The following is a 21670-nucleotide window of genomic DNA, read 5'->3' on the forward strand; positions in this document are numbered from 1 at the left end:
GATTCCCTCCCCGCCAACAGTTTGATTGTCTATAAAGTATCAGGAGTGCAGTCATACTCCCTAGTGACAAAATGTCATGACCTTGTTATGATGTGAAAAGATTGAAAAAATTACCTTAATTTAAGAAGAATGGGGTACTTACATGCTTGGATGCAATATGCGCTGGTCTTGGCAGGAATGGATTGTTGCTGTATTCCGAATCTTGTGGTTGATTTGCTTTGTTTTGCTATCGTATCAAGACCGCCCATCTTTCCCTTTCACTGTTGTATTTATCTCTGTTCTCGTTTGCTATTCAATACCTTTGTTCATTGATCGAATTCATTACCGCTGGTATTTGTTGGCGGAAGTATTTCTAGTGGGTGGAATTTCTTTGCTATTTGCTCATCAATATGAGCTTGTCCGACTATTTCTGCCAGCTGTTTTTACGATTTCGTTTTATAGCCGTGGCCGTTCACATGCGGTAACTTTTCCTCTTGCGTTGGTGATGTTTTGCCTGGGAGGAAGAGGGGCGTTTCATTGGACGATAGAAGACGTATTCCAGAACCTAGTGGATGCTTCGTTTGTATACGGTATTGGTTTCGGATTACAAATGGCATTTCGTTCTATAGATCGGATCAAACAAAAACTCGAATTAATAAAAAAGCAGTATCAAACCCTGGAGCAGTATTCGACTCAGGTTGAACAAATGACACTATTGGAAGAAAGATACCGCATGGCTCGCGAGCTGCATGACTCGATTGGTCATACATTCACTTCCATTATCTTAGGTATGGAAACATTACGTCCTTATATCTCTTCTGAAGAGGGGACTGAAAGATTGCAGTCTGTTCTTCAACTTGGTCGCACAGGGCTCGAAGATATCCGAAAGCAAGTTCATCAGATGGACCCTATGGAGGAGGATCCATCTTTGGATCTATCCTTGCTAAATATCATTAATGAATTTAAAAAGAATACTGCCATTCGAGTTGTGTTCAGAACGATGGGGGAGCCGCTTCCTGTCATAAAACAGTCAAAACTGACCTTATACCGCTGTTTACAAGAATTATTGACTAATGCCAGCCGACATGGGCATGCCAATTCTATTCAGGTGCTTCTTCACTACGACCGTAACCAGATCATTTTGCAGGTGCAGGACAATGGGAAGGGAAGTGACGAAATTAAGTTCGGGTTTGGTCTTTCAGGAATGAAAGAGCGGCTTTCGTCTCTTCAAGGCAAGCTATACCTTCATTCCAAAGAAGGCGAAGGAACGATTGTGACCTGTTCTATACCATTGCTTCAGGATACAGATGTTAGTAATCCAGAGATCAAGGTATTGTTGGTGGATGATCAACTACTCATTCGGGACAGTTTAGGCCTGTTGCTCAAAAACGAACCTGATTTTCGAATTCAAACGGCGGAAGACGGAAACGTTGCTGTAGATCAATGTGCCAGCGACCCGCCAGACGTTGTATTAATGGATGTACATATGCCCCAGATGGACGGTATTACTGCGACGAAGCTAATTAAAGAAAGCTGGCCTAACACACGTGTAATTATGATCACCACCTTTGATGACATTTCGTATGCTACGAAATCACTTGCTTTGGGTGCTGAAGGTTATGTACTAAAATCAATTGATCCAAGAGAGCTGGCTAATACAATACGGCTAGTGCATCACGGAGGAACGATGATAACCCAAGAAGTAGCAAGTACATTGTTTCAGCAAATGACAGGGACGATGAAGAATCCTTATGGACTGACAGAGCGGGAGTTGGAAATTCTGCATTGTTTAACTGAAGGACACCGTTATAAAGCAATTGCAAGCAAGGTTCACTTGTCTGAAGGAACGGTTCGAAACTATATTTCGACCATATACTCAAAAATGCAAGTGCAGAGCCGTGACGAAGCAATTGAAAAAGCTAAAACAGAGTTGCTTACAGACTATTAATAAAATGCAAGATGGGTAGACTGCGTGTGTCACTTGTTTAAACAACGTGAAAGAGATATCCTACATTAGATAGAGGTTTTCAGCTTCGGAATTAAAAGAGTAGCTATATACGACCGAACCTAATAGATTGAAGTGAAAATAGCGTCGTCCTAAATTTGGTCGACGCTATTTTTGTATGCTGTGATCCGCAAGTATGTGCAACGTTTACCTTAGCAAAACCGTATATGTAGAATAGCAACTGTATTTTGTTGCATATCCATAGAAGTCTACCATTCTACAAACTTGCATTTGCGCTATCAAATGGGTGATAATGGAAGAGATACTTTCGACAGAATATAGGGCTAAAGATAGAGAGGATACCTACAAAAGGTAGATCGGATTTACCGCATTTTTGTATATTATTGTAGAATAAGATCGTAATTCAGGTTATAGTAAAGGAAGAAATTAACTAGGATAGATTATACCCAAATACGTAATTGTGGAGGGAAATATGAGTACATTTAAAAATTGGTTGAATACAACTAAAAAAGGACTGGGCGACCAGGTTAAGAAATTTAAGAACAAAGATTTTATGGAAGCTGTTGTTGCAGGTTGTGCATTAGTGGCATTTGCAGACGGTACTATTAGTCCGGAAGAAAAAACAAAAATGGCCGGATACATAAATATCAGTGAGGAATTGAAAGTGTTTGATATGGGTGAGGTCATCAACCGTTTCAATCACTATGTAGCAAACTTTGAATTTTCACCTGAAATCGGCAAACAGGAAGCATTGAAAGCGATTAGTAAATTGAAAGGCAAGCCTGAAGTAGGTCGACTTGTCGTCGGCGTATGCAGTGCCATTGGTGCAGCTGACGGTGACTTTGATGCCAATGAGCAACGGATTGTTGCTGAGATTTGTGGTGCGCTTGGTTTGAATCCGTCTGAATTTAGTCTGTAAATTTTATGGAAGGGAGGTGTGTTAATCAGTGGCTGTAATTAATCTGGTCAAGGGCCAGAAAATTGATTTGACCAAGGGAAACACAGGACTAACCAAGGTTATAGCCGGATTGGGATGGGACCCCGTGCAGTCCAAAGGATTTTTTGGTTTCAAGAAGCAACCCAATATTGATTGTGATGCTTCTGCCATTTTGCTGGATGCCAACGGGAAACTAACTCAATCTGACAATGTAGTATGCTTCCATAATAAAAAAAGCCCGTGCGGCTCAGTCGTGCATTCCGGTGATAATCTGACCGGAGAAGGTGACGGCGATGATGAACAAATTATGATTGACCTGGCACGGATTCCGGCCAATGTCGATAAAGTGCTTGTTGTTGTGAATATATATGATTGCGTAAACCGGAAACAGGATTTCGGCATGATCGAGAAAGCGTATATCCGCATTCTGGACGGTGCTAATTCTAAGGAACTGGTGACGTTTAATTTATCTGATAATTTTGAGGGAATGACTGCACTGATCTGCGGAGAACTCTATCGCCATAACGACGAATGGAAGTTTGCTGCAATCGGTGCAGGCACCCATGCCGTACATATTGATGTGCTGGCTCAGCGTTATATGTAATTTTAGATTGCTCATACAAAACTAATGAGAAACGGGGTACTTACTCATGGCAATTAACTTATCTAAAGGTCAAAAAATCGATTTGACGAAAACAAACCCAGGCTTGTCCAAAATCACGGTTGGTCTCGGCTGGGACACCAATAAGTACGATGGCGGTAAAGATTTTGACTTGGACGTATCCGTATTTTTGGCGAATGCGGACGGCAAAGTGGAAACGGAAAAGAACTTCGTCTTCTTTAATAATCCACAAAACGAGAACGGTTCTGTCGTTCATACCGGAGATAACCGCACAGGTGAAGGTGACGGAGATGACGAGCAAATTAAAGTTGATCTGAGCAATGTACCTGCTAACGTAGAAAAAATCGCTTTTACGATTACGATCTATGATGCACAAGAACGCAGCCAAAACTTTGGACAAGTGTCCCGTGCCTACGCGCGTATCGTAAATGAGGCAAACAACGAAGAATTGGTTCGCTTTGATCTGGGAGAAGATTTTTCGATCGAAACAGGCGTCGTGGTAGGCGAGCTGTATCGCCATAGCGGTGAGTGGAAGTTCAATGCCATTGGCAGCGGTTACCAGGATGGTCTTGCGGGCTTGACACGTGATTACGGCTTAGCTTAAAAAATCTACACAAAGAAGGCAGGTATGCAGTATGACGATTAGTCTTTCCAAAGGACAACGTATTGATCTGACCAAAACGAATCCAGGCTTGACTCGTGTTGTCGTAGGTCTTGGCTGGGATACCAATAAATATAGTGGCGGCGCAGAATTTGACTTGGATGCTTCGGCTTTCCTGCTATATGAGGATGGTAAAGCGAAGGCAGCTGACGATTTTGTATTCTACAATAACCCAACAGGTGGAGCGGGTGCTGTTACTCATACAGGCGATAACCGCACAGGTGAGGGCGACGGGGATGACGAGCAAATTATTATTGATTTTGCAAAGATTCCTGCAAATATCCATCGTATCGGAATTACAGTTACGATTTATGACTATGAGGCACGTGCGCAAAACTTTGGACAAGTGTCCAATGCCTTTGTACGTGTGGTAGATGCGGCAACGGATCGTGAAGTGTTGCGCTACGATTTGGGAGAGGATTTCTCCACCGAAACAGCTGTGGTATTCTGTGAATTTTACCGTCACAATGCAGACTGGAAATTCCAGGCTATCGGTAGTGGTTTTGCTGGTGGATTGGGTGCGCTTGCTAAAAACTATGGCTTGGACGCTCAATAATATCCACATGGGGGTGGTGTCCAAAGGGCGCTACCCCTTTCTTTTTAAGCCATTGAAGGGCGTACGCTGAACACGACAAACGGACAGAAAGGTGACACAATCATGGCTGTTATCGTAGTAAAGGGGCAGAAGGTGGATTTGACCAAAACGAATCCGGGCCTGAGCCATGTCAACATAGGGATCGGTTGGGAGTCCTCAACGGCTCTGGAACTTGATACTTCTGCATTTTTGCTGGGCCCTGGAGGGAAAGTATCAGGCGATGAGGATCTGATCTTTTACAATAATCCGACTACACCTTTTATCACCTATTCAGATGGACAACAGTTTGGTGACAAGAAACAATTTTCCCTGGACCTAACCAGAATACCTTCCCATATCGAGAAGATTGCGTTTACACTGACCATATATGATGCGGATCAGAAACGGCAAAATTTTGGACAGGTTCAAGGCGGATTTATACGTTTTGCTCATCCGATAAGTGGAGAGGTTTTACGATTTAATTTGGATAGTGGCTTTACAGTCGAGACGGCCATTGTAATAGGCGAGCTGTACCGCCATAACGGTGAGTGGAAATTTAATGCGATAGGCGCAGGTTTTTCCGGTGGATTGGATGCGTTGTGTGAAAATTTCGGCATTGAAGTGGAAAATAATCCGGCCCCTCCGGTGCCGGTGCCTACACCACCTCCAGCACCTCGACCAGTACCCACACCGCCGCCTGCACCTCCTGTTCCAAAGCCAGAGCCATCTGCAACTCCGGTAAATCTGAATCTGCGGAAAATTGAGCTGAAGAAAAAGGGCGACACCATTAATCTGAAAAAGGGCTCAGGCGGATTAGGTGAAATCCTAATCAATCTGAACTGGAATCAGGTACAGCAGAGCAAAGGCTTTTTCAGTCGTGGCTCCAAGGGTGTCGATCTGGATCTGGGCTGCTTGTATGAGATGAAGAACGGGGATAAAGGTGTCGTTCAGGCGCTTGGGGAAGTTTTCGGTTCTCTAAATCGCTTCCCGTACATTGCTCTGGATGGTGACGACCGTACGGGCTCTGTGAAAACAGGGGAAAATCTCCGTATTAATGGGGCTAAAATTTCTGAAATTAAGCGAATTTTGGTGTTTACCTTCATTTATGAAGGAGTCACGAACTGGTCACAAGCAGACGGGGTAGTCACGCTGTACCAGAAGGACGGGCCAGACATTATCGTTCATATGAATGAACATGACAATCGCAAAGGGATGTGTGCGATTGCAATGATCCAAAATGTGAACGATGAAACGTTTAGTATTGAGAGACTCGTACAGTTTTATGGCGGTCATCGTGAAATGGATCAGGCATATAACTGGGGCATGCGCTGGACGCAGGGTAGTAAATAAATTGAATTATCGGAGGCACTCTTTTCATGTTGAATGATTTATTTAAAAATATCAGCGAGAACTACGGGCATTTCTTTTCATGGAGTGATGTGGTAGGTACGCTTACTGACCCGGTGAGTTGGGGGATTATTGGAACTCTCATTTTGCTGGAAGGTCTTTTGTCGGCGGATAACGCCTTGGTTCTCGCAGTTATGGTTAAGCATTTACCAAAAGAGCAGCAGAAGAGAGCCTTATTTTACGGGATTTTAGGTGCGTATATATTCAGGTTTCTGGCCATCGGCTTGGGTACCTTCCTGATTAAGTTCACGCTGATTAAGGTGCTGGGTGCGGCTTATCTGCTCTACATCGCTTACAAGGGCTTATTCAAGTCCGAGGGTGATGGGGAAGTGAAAAACAAACCTACTTCTTTCTGGAAAACCGTATTAATGGTCGAACTGATGGATATTGCCTTCAGTATTGACAGTGTCATTGCCGCTTTTGGTGTGAGCGAGAAAGTATGGGTTCTGTTCCTGGGTGGTATACTCGGCGTTCTGATGATGCGTGGTGTTGCACAAGTGTTCCTCAAGCTCATTGATAAATTTCCGGAACTGGAACAGACAGCCTTTATTATGATCGCCATTATTGGGGGTAAAATGTTGGCTGCTGCTTTTGGCTTTCATATGTCGCAAGTATTATTCTTCGGCATTTTGATTGCCGTCTTTGTAGGCACAATGATTCTTAGCTCGGCGAAAAGAAAGAAAAAGGCCGACAAAGAGGCTTAATGTACAAAGTATAGCGAAATCCCTCCTGAAACTAAGGGGGGATTTCTTTTATACCCGAGGCACAGGGCTTCAGTCAGGCGAGATAGAGCAAGAGGAGGGGAAGGGCCCTGAAATATTTTAATGATTTAACCTCTGAGGAAGTAGAAGCGATCTTCTGTACTCCACCGATGGAGTTTCATAACCGTTCACCCAAAAATATATTGGCTTATGCCATAGGAGCGGCTTTGTACATGCCGGCAACCCGCTCGGAAGTAGCGCAAGAGATCAAAAATGGAAAGCATGAAGGACTAACCACAGTCATTCTGGACTTGGAGGATGCTATAGGGGATCAGCAGGTCGAACAGGCCGAAGAATCGCTGGCACAGCAACTGCTTCTACTATTGTCCTATGTACGGACAGGGATGATGAGTGAACAGCAATTACCTTTGCTGTTTGTACGTGTGCGCTCTGTGGAACAGCTGGAACGACTGCTGAACAGTTTGGGAGAAACCCTGGCGCTGCTCACGGGCTTTGTCCTCCCCAAGTTCTCTTCTGATAATGGACGGGCGTATTTTGCACTCATTGCTGAATATAACCGGACTATGCATACAGGGGCAGGAGACGCAAGCCGTACGCCTGTGTTGTATGGATTGCCGATTCTCGAAAGCTCTAAAATTATTTATCGGGAAACTCGTTGGAAAGAACTGCTGGCGATTAAAGAAATTTTGGACGAGGTTCAGGAATATGTGCTGAATGTACGAATTGGGGCCACCGATTTCTCCAGTCTGTATGGGCTGAGACGCAGCCCGGATATTACGATTTATGAAATTGCCGTCATTCGGGATTGCATCGCAGATATTATTAACTTGTTCGGACGCGTGGACTCGGATTATGTTGTTTCCGGTCCTGTATGGGAGTATTTCTCTCACCGAGAACGTATCTTTAAACCTCAATTAAGAGTATCGCCCTTCGAAGACGCATTTGGGAAGCCGGGACGCCACTTGCGAATGGACTTCATCTCAGATGCAGTGGACGGACTGATTCGCGAAGTCATGATGGATAAAGAGAATGGGATTATTGGCAAAACGATCATTCACCCGTCCCACATTAAGCCGGTACAGGCCATGTATGCGGTGACCCATGAAGAGTATATGGATGCACTTGAAATTGTTGAACGTAACGACGGTAGCCTAGGTGTATTCAAGAGCACCTATGCCAACAAAATGAATGAAATTAAGCCTCATTTGAATTGGGCTTATCGTATTATAAATAGATCTAAAGTATACGGGGTGTTACATGAACAACAACATTTTGTCAGTCTCTTACCCAACCACGAAAACACATCTGCTGCCAATTCTGGAGCAGTTCAGCGTTAAAATTACGGAGACTCATAATCCATTCCGTCTTCCTGTGGACAAGCTGTTTGCAATGGCGGCACGGGTCAACAAAAAGCGTTCGTTTTTGTTTGTCAGCAAGGTGCTGGGCAAGCATATTCCGGTAAATCCATACACCTCTCTGTTAAGTGGGGCGGCACTGGCGATCCTGCTATATAAAGAGCTTGTCCCACAGTCAGGACAACAGATGGATAAACTGATTGGAGAGGCCGTGAGAGGACTCCTTGACCCGAATTATGCAAAAAAGGCTTATCAAAAGCTGATGGATGAGCGTTTGGCTTTTTCTTTTCCAGAACCGATTAAATTTGTTGGTTTTGCCGAGACCGCTACAGCACTGGGACACAGCATGTATCGGTTGTTTGATGGCGGTGCCACGTATATTCATACGACACGCGAGGATATTCCGGGCCTTCGGCCTATTATTCGGTTTGAAGAAGAGCATTCTCATGCTGTTGATCATCGTTGTTATGCACTGAATGAGGATGCTTTTGCTGGAGATGAACCCATTGTGCTGGTAGATGATGAGATTACGACAGGAAAAACAACGCTTAATATTATACGGGATATTCAGGAGCATTTTCCGCGCAAACAATATGTGATAGCTTCGTTATTGGACTGGCGGACAGACAGCGATGAGCAGGCTTTTGCCGATCTGGAAGCTGAGCTAGGTATTAGGATTACGCCTCTAAGTTTGCTCAAAGGAAAGATAGAAATACAGGGAGCACCGATACTGGACCACACAGAATATGCCGGACAGGCCGGGAACGCAGAGCATGCAGCCACTAGCAGCGCAGAGATTAATAAGGATTTGTCTGGAACAATTGCCCGCTGTTTTGAAGAGGATGCTTCCGCTTTTGAGCGGATATCACACACCTCCATATCTACCGACGGGTACGCCAATACAGCTCCTTATCTTAAATATACTGGCCGGTTTGGTCTACAATCCGCTGACAACTCAGCGCTGGATGCAGAAATCGCGTACACAGCTGAACGACTGAACCAACTTCGTTCAGGACAACGAACACTGGTAATGGGTACGGGGGAATTCATGTACATTCCAATGCGGATTGCAGCGGAGTTAGGCCCGAACGTATATTATCAGTCCACCACACGCAGCCCGGTGTATCCCCATAGAGAAGAAGGGTATGGCGTCGCAAGTGGTGTGACCTATCCCTCACCTGAGGACAGTACGGTACGCAATTTTATTTATAATGTAGAGCCAGGTCAGTATGACGAAATATTCGTTTTGCTGGAAAGAGAGTCGGACCCAGAGCGAATGAAGCCCATGTTGGAGGCATTGAGCCGTCTGGGTTGTGATAAAGTGCATGTCGTTTATTTTAATGGTTTAACTAGGCAGGAGAGTAAAGGAGCGCGGATATGAAGCAAGCACTTATGGAGCAAATACAGCAGAAGAACATTCATCCGCCCGTACCGCTAGGCAGTTATCCTGCCTCGGATGTCACTTTTTTATTAAAGGATTTGAGCCGGGTTGCGTTGGAAAAAGGGACGGAGGATCGGGAAGAAGCGATACAGTCAGGCGTCCATTATTCAGAAATGCTGCCAGTGGAATACCAGCCCACAGCAGAGTATATTGGATTGTTTCACGACACGCTTGCCCAATCTGCCGAAAAGGTTGCATTAGCGGCAGCTTCTGTGGCTGAGATGATTGTGAGAAAAAGAGGATTGAACACGGCGATTGTTTCTCTTGCCAGAGCAGGGACGCCTATTGGTATCCTGATCAAGCGTTATATTGACTGGAAATATGGCGTATCCTTGCCGCATTACAGTATTTCTATTATTCGTGGCAAAGGCATTGACCGGAATGCTATTTTGTACATTCTACAGCAGCATGGGCTGGGGATTGAACTTCAGTTTGTCGATGGCTGGACGGGGAAAGGCGCCATTCGTCAGGTGTTGATCGAGGCCTGCCGTGAGATGAATGCAGATTACGGGCTGCGCCTAAATGATGATCTGGCGGTGCTGGCCGATCCGGGCAGCTGCTCGGAGACCTTTGGTACACGAGAAGATTATTTGATCCCGAGCGCTTGTCTGAATTCAACCGTATCAGGTCTGATGAGCCGGACGGTATTACGCGATGATCTGATAGGTCCGGACGATTTTCATGGGGCTAAATTTTATGAATCCTGGCGGTCGGTGGATCAATCCAATACGTTTGTGGATACGGTGTCCGGTTATTTTCAAGCCGTGGCTGAAACGGCGGCTGCCTATGCGGAACAGATGACATTGAATCCGCCTGTCGTGACGTGGCAGGGCTTACGGGATATTGAGGCGATTCAGCAGGCATTTGGGATTCGGGATATTAATCTGGTCAAGCCGGGAGTGGGGGAGACGACTCGCGTACTGCTCCGCAGGGTGCCATGGAAAATTCTGATTGACCGTGAAGATAATCCGAATCTTCAGCATATTATGCTGCTGGCCAAGGATCGTGGAGTGCCTGTTGAGGTATTTGAAGGATTGACCTATTCCTGTTGCGGAATCATCAAGCCGCTCAAGGGGGGACAAGAATGATCTACGCCAGTGACCTGGATCAGACGCTGATTTACTCCAAACGCTCGCTTGGTGTACCGCTGGAGTCCCCTGGTCTGTTGCCTGCGGAACAGATCGATGGGGCGACGTCGGCCTTTATTTCTGCACAAGCTTTGCAATGGCTCAAGACACTACCGGCTGATGTCATGTTTATGCCTGTGACAACTCGGACCATGGAACAGTATAGACGAATCACCGTGTTTCAGACGGAGCTGGTTCCCGCCTATGCCGTGACGAGTAATGGCGGAAACATCATTGTCGGAGGCGAGGTGGACCGAGAGTGGAATCGACGTATTCACGAACAAGTACGCCGCGATGGTGCTCATGCGGAAGAGGCACGCCAGGTGTTCGGACAGGTTCTTCATGAAGACTGGGTCGTAAACGAGCGTTTTTGCGATGAACTATTTTATGCTTTTGTAATTGAACGGGATCGGATGCCGCTGGAACAGGTGCTGGAGAAGGGGCGGATGATGCATGAAATGGGCTGGGAGGTATCCATTCAAGGGCGCAAAGTATATCTGGTGCCTGCGGCCGTGAATAAACAGGCAGCCGTGGCGCATATCCGTAACCTCACCAATGGGGGAGTTGTGGTTGCATCCGGTGACTCTTTACTGGACCGTTGTCTGCTTGATTATGCCGACTATGCGATCGCCCCGCGTCATGGTGAATTGTACCGGGAACAGCTGCGGGATAAGCTGGAGGTCAATTACCGATTTACGGAAGTGTCGGGGGTTTATGCAGCGGATGAAATTATGGAATATGTCTATGAAGTGCACGGGAGCGTGTCAGCGGCTCGTACTTCATGATTAAACTAATAGGGGACGTGGCGCTGTGAAGAAGGTGAAAGTGTATTTTAACCGCTGGTTTTCGGTGGTGTATCATTATATGAATGCTATTCGTAACAATGAGGACGGTATTCCGTTCGAGATCTATGCCACACACTCTGATCCGCAGCACATGGCACTACAGGCCAGTGATGTAGCTGAAGTTGAGCCGCGCACGAGCGGTGTGGAGTATGCACAGTTTTGTGCTGATTTTTGCAGACGCCATGAAATTGATATCTTTATTCCGCGGTGGAATATGCTCGATATTAGCAAGCATCTTTATTTGTTCGACGATATTGGTACAGAAGTAATGGTGTGCCGGGATACCGAACTGCTGGAGCAATTGATGGAGAAGGATCTTTTTTATGAATCTATTCGTCAAAAGGATATTGTCACCATTCCCGATTATGCCATTGCCAGTAATGCCGAGCAGTTTAAACAGGCTTACGAGTCATTAATAGCGCTTGGGCACAAGGTGTGTTTCAAGCCATGTAATGCAGAAGGTGGAATGGGCTTTCGTATCATTGATAATAAACGTGATCCGCTGGAGGAACTGTTCGGCCATGCACTGAATCATATTTCGTTCGAGGAGGCCTATCGCGTATTGTCTTCCACAGAGACGTTTCCCAATTTGATGGTGATGGAACTGCTGGAGGGATACGAATACAGTATCGACTGCTTGGCTGACCGAAACGGAAAATTGTTAGCAGCTGTTCCGCGTAGGAAGGCAGGAGGACGATTACGGCTGCTGGAGCAGCATCCTGAGCTGTTGAAGGTGGCAGAGAAGGTCGCTGAGGCGTATCACATTCCGTACAATTATAACATTCAAGTGAAATATAACGGCGAGCAGGCCAAGTTGCTAGAGATCAATCCGCGGATGTCTGGAGGACTTCATGTATCGTGCTTGTCAGGTATCAATTTTCCTTATCTGGCGGTGAAATCGGCTTTGGGTTATGAAATCGGTCCACTACACCCGCAATACGACATTCTAGCCAGTCATATCGAGCAGCCAATCACGATACGCAAATCCTTACATTGACATAGGCAAATATTGTTTTCTACAATATGGTAAGGGTTTACGTCAGGAGGTATAAGCTATGACTTCTAAAATGTGGGGTGCCACGATTGCTGTGGTCAGCTACCTGATTGCGCTTTTACTAAGTTATTGGTTGCCGTTGTTTGTGTGTCTGGCAATCCCGATCATTTGTATCGGAGGATACAGTGCTGTCATGGCTGTTCGCCATCCTCGTCCTAATCTGACCGGTTCCGTGATTCCGGTGATGCAGGAGCAGGCTGATCAGGCACAGCAACATAAAAAGGAAATCGCCGCACCGCGAGAGTCTATAACAGGACAAGCACGTTTGCCGGATCAGGTGAGCAGTGAATTTGCTCAGGTCATGGAGTATTTGGAAGTACTGGAGGATATGGTGATCTCCGAGGGACAGAAAGATGCGCTTGATAACGAGATTGTCGAGAAGGCGCTGGCTCTATTTGCACGTTTGCAGCGGGTCATCCCGCTTTTGCATGAATTGAACAATAGTGAAGTGAATCACACGGTTCGGCGATTGATTTTGAAGGACTTGAATGGACTGATTAACCCGTTTCTTCGTCTCAGTGGCGACGCGAAACGGACCAACCGCAGGACGCTACTAAACGGATTGCGAGATGTAGATAGCAAAATATCTGTAATTGTATCCACGGTGGAGCATAAGGACCTGATGGAATTACAGAGCAAAGCAGAGCTTATTCACCAGCGGTACAGCAGCTCCGAATTGTAGGTTATTTTAATAGAATAAAAAATCAGCAGCATAGCTGCTCTGAAAAACACTATTAGCCTTGGGCAACAGTTGTTTTCAGAATAGGAGGTTAGCATCATGGCGACCCCATGGGCTGAATTGAAAAAAGAAGATGAACAAAAGGTGACTGAGGAGGCTTCACAGCTGATTCAAAAGGTATCGCAAAGCGATGTTATGAGTCTGGATACCTTAATGGATGACATTGGCAAGCTGGGGGTTAAAACGCAGGAACGGGCGGGACAAACCCTTAAAATGTTGGATCGTCCGGTAAACGACCTCATGTCCGGTGATCGGGCTGAGGTTTCAAATATGATCTTAAAACTCCGGGATGAATGCGAAACGCTCCAGCAGAGTAAAGATGTAGGTTTTTTTGGCAAGCTCCTGCGTAAAAGCCCGTTGAAAAACTATATCTACAAGTATCAGTCGGTGAAGACGAACATCGAGAAAATCATTACTGCCTTGAGAGATGGTAAGGATAATCTGGAAGAGAATATTGTCAGCATGAGACAGTTGAAGAAGGCTTCCATTGAAGAAATCTACAATTTACAGACGAAAATTGCCTTTGGTAATCGCTTGAAAGAGCTGTTCGAAACCGAGATTGCCAAGCCGGAAAATGAAAATCGTAAGCCTCATCTGGAGCGGGGATTGCGCAAAGTGGTTACTCGCACACAGTCGATGACTGAAATGATTTTGTTATACAATCAGGCGATTGCAGCAACGGATATTATTAATGATAACAATGATAAACTGATTGATTCTGTTAATAATGCGATTGATAAAACATCGAATCTGATCACCGTATCGGCTATGATCGCGATGGCACTGGCGGATCAAGATAAAATTATTTCGGCCGTTGATGCGACTAACCGTACGATTGAGGATCAATTCAAGGAAAATGCGAAGCTTCTCAAAACGACGACTGAGAGAACAACGGATCTGCTTAGCAAGCCTTCTATGTCATTGGAGGCTGTGAATCAGGCGATTGGTGATTTGGTATCTGCTTTGGATCTGTCTGAAAAATCGAACCGTCGAATTATTGAAAGTTGCCACGATTATACAAGTAAAATGACAGCAATCAATGCCAATCTTAGCCAGCGTTTGGGCATCGAAGGGAAAGAACAATCCAAACCACTGAAGGACAACCATTCTTCTGAGGGGCTAAGTTCGTTTTTGAACTGATAACTAATATTCAATAACACAATAATCTATGAAAAAAGACGCCAGGGTGATTCCCAAAGGCGTCTTTCTTTGGTTTGGCAGCGGAGCATAAAGGACATGATGAACATATATAGCATTCTCGTGCATAAACTCTTAAAAAGCGAAATGACAAAGGAGAGAATGAGCGTATGATGTCCTTTATTTTGGGGTGTGTGATTGTCTTTTTACTCGTGGCTGCCAGTAGTGAAAAAGCAGACTCTATTGTGGAGTTAAATGAAACTGTGAAATAAAATTTTTTATTGAAAATCATGCATTTTCTGATAGGATAGAGTTAAATATTGGAATCCCAAAGGAGAATGCATGCTGGAATTTTCATTTGAAATCATCGATGAATCGAAAATCAACATTGTATATCAGTATGGGAGCAGCAGCTTCAATTTTAATTTATTTTTTAACTACGGTGTGTGGACGCTACATCCCTTTGATGGGATTCTGCTGCAAAACAAGGAAATGTGCCGTCTGATCGTTACGGATCTGTTTAAGAACAAAGATTTTCATGTCATGCTGGCACGGGAAAATATTTTATTGTCAACCCTGCGTACCTCTATTGATCTCAATCCCGAAACTCGGGGAGAGCGATATCAGGAACAGGATTTTGATGAGCTGTCTGAATTTGCTGAGACACACAGCTTTGAAGATGTGCTGCAAATCGAACAGGATTCCATCCGCGAGCGTATGGATTTTTTCCAAAACATTATCCAAAGGATGTATATGGAAGGATTCGGTCCGGAAGACAATGATTTTAACAAGGTGCAAGCGATCCTCCGCATTTATAAGGCTGCACATGACCAACTCGGAGAATTGAGCGACTTTCCTCTAAGTGGCGACGAGCGACGACGCAGATGGTAGGTTAAATGGACTAGTGAAAACAGCATAGAGGAGCGTGGGGAACATGAGCGGTATTTCTTTACTTAAAAAGAATGCGCAATTGGTACTAACTAAAAAGAATCTAACGAATGTGACCGCGAGAGTTGGATTAGTGCTCGATATTTCAGGATCTATGAGAAGTTTGTACAAAAATGGGATCGTTCAAAAAGTGTTGGAGCGAATTGTTGCTGTAGCGAGTTCTTTGGATGATGATGGTGTACTGGATGTGTGGGTCTATGATCACCGTTTTTCACGGTTGCCATCCGTTACCGAAAATGACGTTGACAACTATGTGGAAAAACATATTTTGTCCAATGATTATTTACCCAAGTTTGGTCGAAATGATGAGCCTCCAGTGATGCGCGATGTCATAGCCAAGTACACCAAGGAAGAACCCTCTTCAGATCCGGCTTTTGTTATTTTTATTAATGATGGCGGTGTGAAGCGTGGCAAAGGGGACAATATTGACAACGCAGTTATTGATTCATCAGGAGAGCCAATTTTCTGGCAATTTATCGGTGTGGGTGAATCCGATTTTGGTGTGTTAAAGAAGCTCGACAACATAGAAGGTCGTGTGGTAGATAATGCCAACTTCTTTCAAATACAAGATATCGAATCTATGGAAGACAATCAATTGTACGAATTATTGCTTAACGAGTTCCCGTCATGGCTGCAAGAAGCGAAGGAAAAGCATATTTATTAAGGCTACTAAGTATTGTACTATGAGACTTTTTTCAAAGTTTAATATAAAAAATGCAAGAAGAGAGAGTTCCGCTAGCAAACGCTTTGCGGAACTCTCTCTTTTCATCTTACAAATCTCTAAAACGATAGAAGCATTATGGCGGTTGTTAGCGGAGCCGGCAGAATTGTTCTGGTGAAGCGAAGCGTTCGGAAGAACAATCTGCACGTGCAGCGCCCACCAACTGCAAGAAAGCTCCTCATCCCCCTAACTCATCCCCATTAATACTATCGAGCAAAATATAAGTCCCGTTCCGCACCCCGAAGTATATACCTTGAGGTGGCGGAACATGGATGTTTTCCAGGCTGACAGAGATTCATCGGAACGCAAACGTTCATTTTCCTCCTGCAATGCCTTGGATTGACGAATGAACAACTGCCCGATGTCGGCAAATCCCCGCAGAAAGAGGGTGAGAAAGCCACTTTGCAGGACATGGAAGATTGCACCGATTACCAAGCCTAGCAATCCTAACAGAAATAGCAGATTCGCGGTAGCCAGGTTTTCACGACCGTACACGAGATGGGGTGCGGCGGATAGAAATCCTAAGGTACCGACCATCAGGGTAGTGATCCCGAAACGTAAAATCATTATTTTTCGACCCGTTTTGCAAAACGGAGATCCGGGTTCGAACGAGCATCGAATACGATGCCTTGAATTTTAGGACTAATTAATGCGGTGTCCGCAGAGAACTGGATCGGAATAATCGGCAGATCTTCCATCAATACGTCTTCCGCCTGGTGAAGCTGTTCAAAACGTTTTGCCGGATCAAGCTCAAAGGTTGAGGATTCGATCAGCTTGTCATACTCCGGGTTGCTCCAGTTGGTAAAGTTGTTCGAATTTTTGGAAGTATAGTGTCCCAATACGCCAAGCGGATCAAGGAAGTTTCCTTCCCAGCCCATACGGGCAATCTGGAAGTTCTTTTGTTTAAAGGTATCAATGTATGTTTTCCATTCCTGATTCTCCAGCGTCACTTCAACGCCCAGGTTCGTTTTCAGCATTTCCTGAATGGCTTCAGCTACTTTTTTATGCTTGTCCGATGTGTTGTATTTGAAAGTGATCGGAGGCAGCTTGGTCAAACCTTCTTCTTTCAGACCTTCGGCCAGCAATTGTTTTGCTTTTGCTGCATCAAACTCATAGTATTTTTTCGGCGCTTCATCACGGAAGTCCTTGCCGGACGGTGTTGTTGTTCCGTATGGAACATAGCCGTATGCCGGAGTCTCGCCACCTTTGGTTACGTTGGTAGCCAGTGCTTCACGGTCGATGGCGTAGGCAATGGCCTGTCTGATTTTTTTATTGTCAAACGGCTTTTGTTTTACGTTGAAAGAATACGTGTACACACTAAAAGATGGGTGCGACAGGAATTCCTTGCTGCTCTTTTCCTGATCCAGTGTATCTACAGGAAGGCTCAGGATCAGATCCAAATCACCTGTTTTGTACATTTGATAATAGGTTGTGGAGTCTTGCACCATTTTGAAGTTAATCGTTGCCATCGTAATGGCATCTTTGTTCCAGTATTGATCGTTTTTCGTCAGCGTAATTTGTTCGTTATGTTTCCATTCCTTGGCTACATACGCGCCGTTGCCGACAATCGTGTTAGCTTCAGCTGCCCATTTGTCGCTTTTCTCTACAACAGCTTGGTTCACAGGTAAATAGGCGTGACCGACAGCAATCGTAGGGAAGAAGCTCAGCGGTGATTTTAGCTCAACGACAAGCGTCTTATCATCTTTAGCCGTAACACCTACGTCTTCAATTTTACCTTTGCCTGTGTTGTACGCTTCGGCACCTTTGATGTAGTAGAGGGCAGAAGGATCATAAGCAGCCGTTTTCGGATTCAGTACCCGTTTCCAGGAGTATTCAAAATCCTTAGCTGTCAGCGGGTCACCATTCGACCATTTTGCGCCGTCACGAATGGTAAAGGTGTATGTTTTACCGTCAGGAGACACGTCTACTTTGCTGGCAGCACCTTCTACGATTTTACCGGCTTTGTCGTATGTATACAGCCCTTCATACAGGTTATCAATGACAAAATAGGACGTTGTATCTGAGGCGAAAGCAGGGTCCAGTGTATAAGGCTCGCCACCTGCCAGATTGGCTGTAATTTCTTGCGGGACATCTGCTTGAGACGCAGCGGACGAGTCGTTGCTTGCTGTCTTGTCTGCAGTGCCAGAGCATCCTGCCAAAGCCGTTACGGCTAAAAGTAAGATGATCGTCATCCAATGCATTTTTTTCATCGTGGTTTTCCTCCATTATTATGGTTAGTTATTTGAACGTTGTGTTTAAATCCCAAAGCGATTTCAAATCAGTAATATATAGAGAGCGAAACGATCAGCCGGGATTTATTCAACCTCCTTTCCGGCAGGTATGCCGCGTGTGCGCACTTCCATAAAGGAACTGCCGTTTTTTCTGCGGTTAGGCGAGAAGCTGCGGATCATGTTGACACCCCTCCTTGTCCAATTTGGATATCTGTGTTTTTAATGCTGTGAACGCGGGTCAAGTGCATCCTGAAGCCCGTCTCCAAGTGTGTTAAACGCCAGCATGGTGAGCGATATCATCAGACCGGGGAAGAATAGACGCCACCATTGACCACTTAAAATAACGCCGAGCGAATCGTTAGCCATCGTCCCCCAACTGGCCGAAGGAGACTGAATCCCCAGACCAAGAAAACTCAGGAACGATTCGGCAAAAATAGCCGACGGAATAGTGAACGTCAAATTTACGATAATGATTGCTGCTGCATTCGGCAGTAGATGCCTGAAAATGATGCGTGAATGAGATGTTCCCAGGCTACGGGCTGCCAGTACATATTCCTGCTGCTTGAGCTGTAGGATTTGCCCACGTACTACCCGTGCCATGCCGACCCATCCAGTAATAGATAAAGCAATAATCATCGTGAGCAGGCCGGGCTTCATAATGACGAGCAGCAGAATGATGACCAGCAGATAAGGAATGCTGTACAAAATCTCAATAATTCGCATCAGGACATTGTCGATTCGGTCGCCCATTTTACCATGGCCTGCACAATAACCAGCTACACAGCCGACGAGAATGCCAAGCACTAAATCAATGGCAGCAGCAGCAAAACCAATCATAAGTGAAATTCTAGCTCCGGCCCATGTCCGTGCCCATACGTCCCTGCCCAGATCATCCGTGCCAAACCAATGCTCTTTCGAAGGAGAGAGATTCGTCTTCAAAAGGGACTGGTCACTCGGAGCATAAGGAACCATGGAAGGTCCGACAATCGCCAGCACAATAATGATGATAAGTAGGGAAAGCCCCAACAGAGCAAGCTTGTTGTTAAAAAGTCTGCGAAGCCGATCCCGCCATGGTGACTCTTGGGGTCTGGTCAACGCGGGGGTGGGCATCTGGCTGCGGTCTACAAGACTAAAAAGGCTGTCCTTTTCGACAGTAGGTGCTGCTTTCATGTTAATCTCCTTTGCTGACTAATTTGATTCGTGGATCGACAAGGCGATAGGAAATATCAATTAAAAATAAGGTGACGACCAGAATGGCACTGTAGAAAATGGTCGTACCCATAATGACTGGATAATCCCGGTTAAAGATACTGTCTACAAAATATTTACCGATGCCGGGAATGGCGAATATTTTTTCGACGACAAAGGTACCTGTAATCACGGAAGCGAATAGCGGTCCGATAAAGGACAGCACCGGAATCAATGCATTGCGTAGTCCGTGACGAATGACTACTGCCCAAGAGGACAATCCTTTCGCTTTGGCGGTGCGTATGTATTCCTCATGCATGACTTCCAGCATACTTGTCCGCATAAAACGGGCGATAACAGCAAGAGGTGAAACAGCGAGAGCTAGCGATGGAAGCACCGTATGCTGCCAGGTTCCCCATGAGGCGACCGGAAGCAGATGCCATTTGACGGCAACATACTTGATTAACAGTGGTGCCAATATGAAGCTGGGTATGGAAATACCCACAATGGCGATAAACATCGAAATATAATCCAGTGGTCGATTATGGTGTAAAGCAGCCAATGTTCCAAGCGCAATACCGGCTATAATCGCAACCACGATGGATTGAATACCCAGCAGTGCAGAAGGTGGAAAGCCTCTGGCGATAAGCATATTTACGTCAGTCGTTTTCGATTGAATAGACGGCCCCATATCCAGCACGAGGAGATTTTTGAGATACAACACATACTGCACAGCGAGCGGCTTGTCCAGATTGTACCTAGCACGCATGTTTTGCAATACGGCCTCCGGAATCGTCTTGGAATCGTTCGAGAATGGATCTCCCGGAATGATGTGCATGATAATAAACGTTAAAGTGACGATAATCCATAACGTAATGAGCATCGTGAAAAGACGTTTTAAAATGTACATGGGACTTTATTTCTCCTGTCTATCAAGCTGATTTACATTCTATTGCTGCTGAATCTTCGAAATAAATAAAAGTATATAAGAATACTAGGAAATGATAAAACGGATAAGGTAACATGTCAAGGTAAGGTTTTACATTATAGAACACAGGTCAAATTTTCGTCACAAGTTTTCCATGTTTATAAGGCTAAGATTCCGCTGATTCCTCTCGACGAGTATCCTGCGGTATGTTATGATGATACTCTGATAACGTGTTAACGAACTAAAGCGTTTGCCACCTGTTTTTGAATACGGGGGTCACCATTGTTGGAGGGGAATAAGATGAGAAAAGCAGCCATGTTTACGATGATGATTGGGTTGATTATGATCGTGTTGGCCGGATGTTCCGGCGCTAAGGATAGCAGCAAGTTGATTATTGGAATTGATGATAAATTCGCGCCGATGGGCTTTAGAGATGAAAATAATGAGCTGACCGGTTTTGATATTGATTATGCGAAGGCGGCAGGGGAACAAATGGGCAAGCAAGTGGAATTCCAGCCGATTGACTGGTCTGCCAAAGAATCCGAGCTGAACAGTGGACGTATTGATCTCATTTGGAATGGATACACCATTACAGATGAGCGTAAGGAAAAAGTACTGTTCACGAAGCCATATTTGAAAAACAGTCAGGTCATTGTTGTTCCAGCTACCTCCAGTCTTTCCAAGCTGGCTGATCTGGCGGGCAAAACGGTGGGACTCCAGACGTTGTCCTCAGCAGCCGATGCATTGGATGCGAATCCGATTAAAAGTAAATTGAAGTCAGTGTCCGAGTACCCGGACAACGTTCTCGCTTTGACAGACTTGAAAACTGGTCGCCTGGATGCAGTTGTCATTGATGAGGTTGTTGCCAAGTATTATATGTCCAAGGAACAAGGGACGTATAAGCTGCTTGATGAATCACTGGCCCCTGAGGAATACGGCATCGGCGTGAAAAAAGGGAATGAAGAGCTGTTGACGCAGCTACAATCTGCTTTGGATGAGCTACACAAGAACGGAAAAGCAGCTGAGATTTCAAAAAAATGGTTCGGTGAAGATAAAGTATTAAATTAATATGTAGTGTAATGAACTAA

The 21670-nt window shown here is 45.2% G+C and carries 21 protein-coding genes; 17 read left to right on the forward strand and 4 right to left on the reverse strand.

The window, feature by feature from the left end; genetic code table 11:
* Positions 1 to 157 precede the first annotated feature (157 nt).
* From C400_RS0105875 to C400_RS0105955, 16 genes are all read left to right on the forward strand, one after another.
* Positions 158 to 1927, forward strand: coding sequence for a hybrid sensor histidine kinase/response regulator transcription factor (locus tag C400_RS0105875; protein ID WP_232795321.1), 1770 nt, complete (start codon positions 158 to 160; stop codon positions 1925 to 1927).
* 490 nt (positions 1928 to 2417) lie between these two features.
* On the forward strand, positions 2418 to 2864 hold the full coding sequence (locus tag C400_RS0105880) for a tellurite resistance TerB family protein (RefSeq protein ID WP_017426302.1): 447 nt from the start codon (positions 2418 to 2420) through the stop codon (positions 2862 to 2864).
* 28 nt (positions 2865 to 2892) lie between these two features.
* The gene (locus C400_RS0105885; protein WP_017426303.1) at positions 2893 to 3486 is read left to right on the forward strand and encodes a TerD family protein; all 594 of its coding nucleotides are present in this window, start codon (positions 2893 to 2895) and stop codon (positions 3484 to 3486) included.
* A 46-nt stretch (positions 3487 to 3532) separates the two neighbouring features.
* Complete coding sequence (locus tag C400_RS0105890; RefSeq protein ID WP_016821472.1) at positions 3533 to 4108, forward strand: TerD family protein; 576 nt, start codon at positions 3533 to 3535, stop codon at positions 4106 to 4108.
* A 31-nt stretch (positions 4109 to 4139) separates the two neighbouring features.
* A complete protein-coding gene (locus C400_RS0105895; RefSeq protein ID WP_013369619.1) occupies positions 4140 to 4721 on the forward strand; it encodes a TerD family protein in 582 nt (193 codons plus the stop codon).
* 102 nt (positions 4722 to 4823) lie between these two features.
* Complete coding sequence (locus tag C400_RS0105900) at positions 4824 to 6089, forward strand: TerD family protein (RefSeq protein ID WP_017426304.1); 1266 nt, start codon at positions 4824 to 4826, stop codon at positions 6087 to 6089.
* 26 nt (positions 6090 to 6115) lie between these two features.
* Entirely contained in the window at positions 6116 to 6850 is a 735-nt protein-coding gene (locus C400_RS0105905) for a TerC family protein (RefSeq protein WP_013369621.1), read from the forward strand.
* A 167-nt stretch (positions 6851 to 7017) separates the two neighbouring features.
* Positions 7018 to 8205 carry an HpcH/HpaI aldolase/citrate lyase family protein gene (locus C400_RS0105910; protein ID WP_017426305.1) on the forward strand — a complete coding sequence of 396 codons (1188 nt, stop codon included), beginning with the start codon at positions 7018 to 7020 and terminating at the stop codon, positions 8203 to 8205.
* Positions 8126 to 9604, forward strand: coding sequence for a phosphoribosyltransferase family protein (locus tag C400_RS0105915; RefSeq protein WP_017426306.1), 1479 nt, complete (start codon positions 8126 to 8128; stop codon positions 9602 to 9604). Before C400_RS0105910 ends, C400_RS0105915 begins: the two co-directional genes overlap by 80 nt.
* Positions 9601 to 10752, forward strand: a complete 1152-nt coding sequence (locus tag C400_RS0105920; protein WP_017426307.1) for a cysteine protease StiP family protein — start codon at positions 9601 to 9603, stop codon at positions 10750 to 10752. Before C400_RS0105915 ends, C400_RS0105920 begins: the two co-directional genes overlap by 4 nt.
* Positions 10749 to 11576: an HAD family hydrolase gene (locus C400_RS0105925; protein WP_017426308.1), complete on the forward strand. Its 828-nt coding sequence runs from the start codon at positions 10749 to 10751 to the stop codon at positions 11574 to 11576. Before C400_RS0105920 ends, C400_RS0105925 begins: the two co-directional genes overlap by 4 nt.
* A 25-nt stretch (positions 11577 to 11601) precedes the next feature.
* Complete coding sequence (locus C400_RS0105930) at positions 11602 to 12633, forward strand: ATP-grasp domain-containing protein (RefSeq protein WP_017426309.1); 1032 nt, start codon at positions 11602 to 11604, stop codon at positions 12631 to 12633.
* A gap of 58 nt (positions 12634 to 12691) precedes the next feature.
* Positions 12692 to 13372, forward strand: coding sequence for a hypothetical protein (locus C400_RS0105935; RefSeq protein WP_017426310.1), 681 nt, complete (start codon positions 12692 to 12694; stop codon positions 13370 to 13372).
* 96 nt (positions 13373 to 13468) lie between these two features.
* Positions 13469 to 14569, forward strand: coding sequence for a toxic anion resistance protein (locus C400_RS0105940; protein ID WP_016821463.1), 1101 nt, complete (start codon positions 13469 to 13471; stop codon positions 14567 to 14569).
* Positions 14570 to 14908: 339 nt separating this feature from the next.
* Complete coding sequence (locus C400_RS0105950) at positions 14909 to 15457, forward strand: hypothetical protein (RefSeq protein ID WP_016821461.1); 549 nt, start codon at positions 14909 to 14911, stop codon at positions 15455 to 15457.
* A gap of 43 nt (positions 15458 to 15500) precedes the next feature.
* Positions 15501 to 16178, forward strand: coding sequence for a vWA domain-containing protein (locus tag C400_RS0105955; RefSeq protein ID WP_017426311.1), 678 nt, complete (start codon positions 15501 to 15503; stop codon positions 16176 to 16178).
* Between the two features lie 243 nt (positions 16179 to 16421).
* On the opposite strand, the gene C400_RS0105960 is transcribed toward C400_RS0105955, so the two are convergent.
* The 4 genes from C400_RS0105960 to C400_RS0105980 form a co-directional block, all read right to left on the reverse strand.
* Positions 16422 to 16772, reverse strand: coding sequence for a DUF3899 domain-containing protein (locus C400_RS0105960; protein WP_232795322.1), 351 nt, complete (start codon positions 16770 to 16772; stop codon positions 16422 to 16424).
* Between the two features lie 29 nt (positions 16773 to 16801).
* Positions 16802 to 18445 carry a peptide ABC transporter substrate-binding protein gene (locus C400_RS0105965; protein WP_017426313.1) on the reverse strand — a complete coding sequence of 548 codons (1644 nt, stop codon included), beginning with the start codon at positions 18443 to 18445 and terminating at the stop codon, positions 16802 to 16804.
* A 240-nt stretch (positions 18446 to 18685) separates the two neighbouring features.
* Complete coding sequence (locus tag C400_RS0105975) at positions 18686 to 19636, reverse strand: ABC transporter permease (RefSeq protein WP_016821457.1); 951 nt, start codon at positions 19634 to 19636, stop codon at positions 18686 to 18688.
* 1 nt (position 19637) lies between these two features.
* Positions 19638 to 20564: an ABC transporter permease gene (locus tag C400_RS0105980; protein WP_016821456.1), complete on the reverse strand. Its 927-nt coding sequence runs from the start codon at positions 20562 to 20564 to the stop codon at positions 19638 to 19640.
* Positions 20565 to 20882: 318 nt separating this feature from the next.
* Here C400_RS0105980 and C400_RS0105985 point away from each other — a divergent pair, with 318 nt between their 5' ends.
* Positions 20883 to 21650: an amino acid ABC transporter substrate-binding protein gene (locus C400_RS0105985; RefSeq protein ID WP_016821455.1), complete on the forward strand. Its 768-nt coding sequence runs from the start codon at positions 20883 to 20885 to the stop codon at positions 21648 to 21650.
* The last annotated feature ends 20 nt before the right edge of the window (positions 21651 to 21670 follow it).

The organism is Paenibacillus sp. ICGEB2008 (assembly GCF_000307675.1).
GTDB classification, from domain to species: domain Bacteria; phylum Bacillota; class Bacilli; order Paenibacillales; family Paenibacillaceae; genus Paenibacillus; species Paenibacillus polymyxa.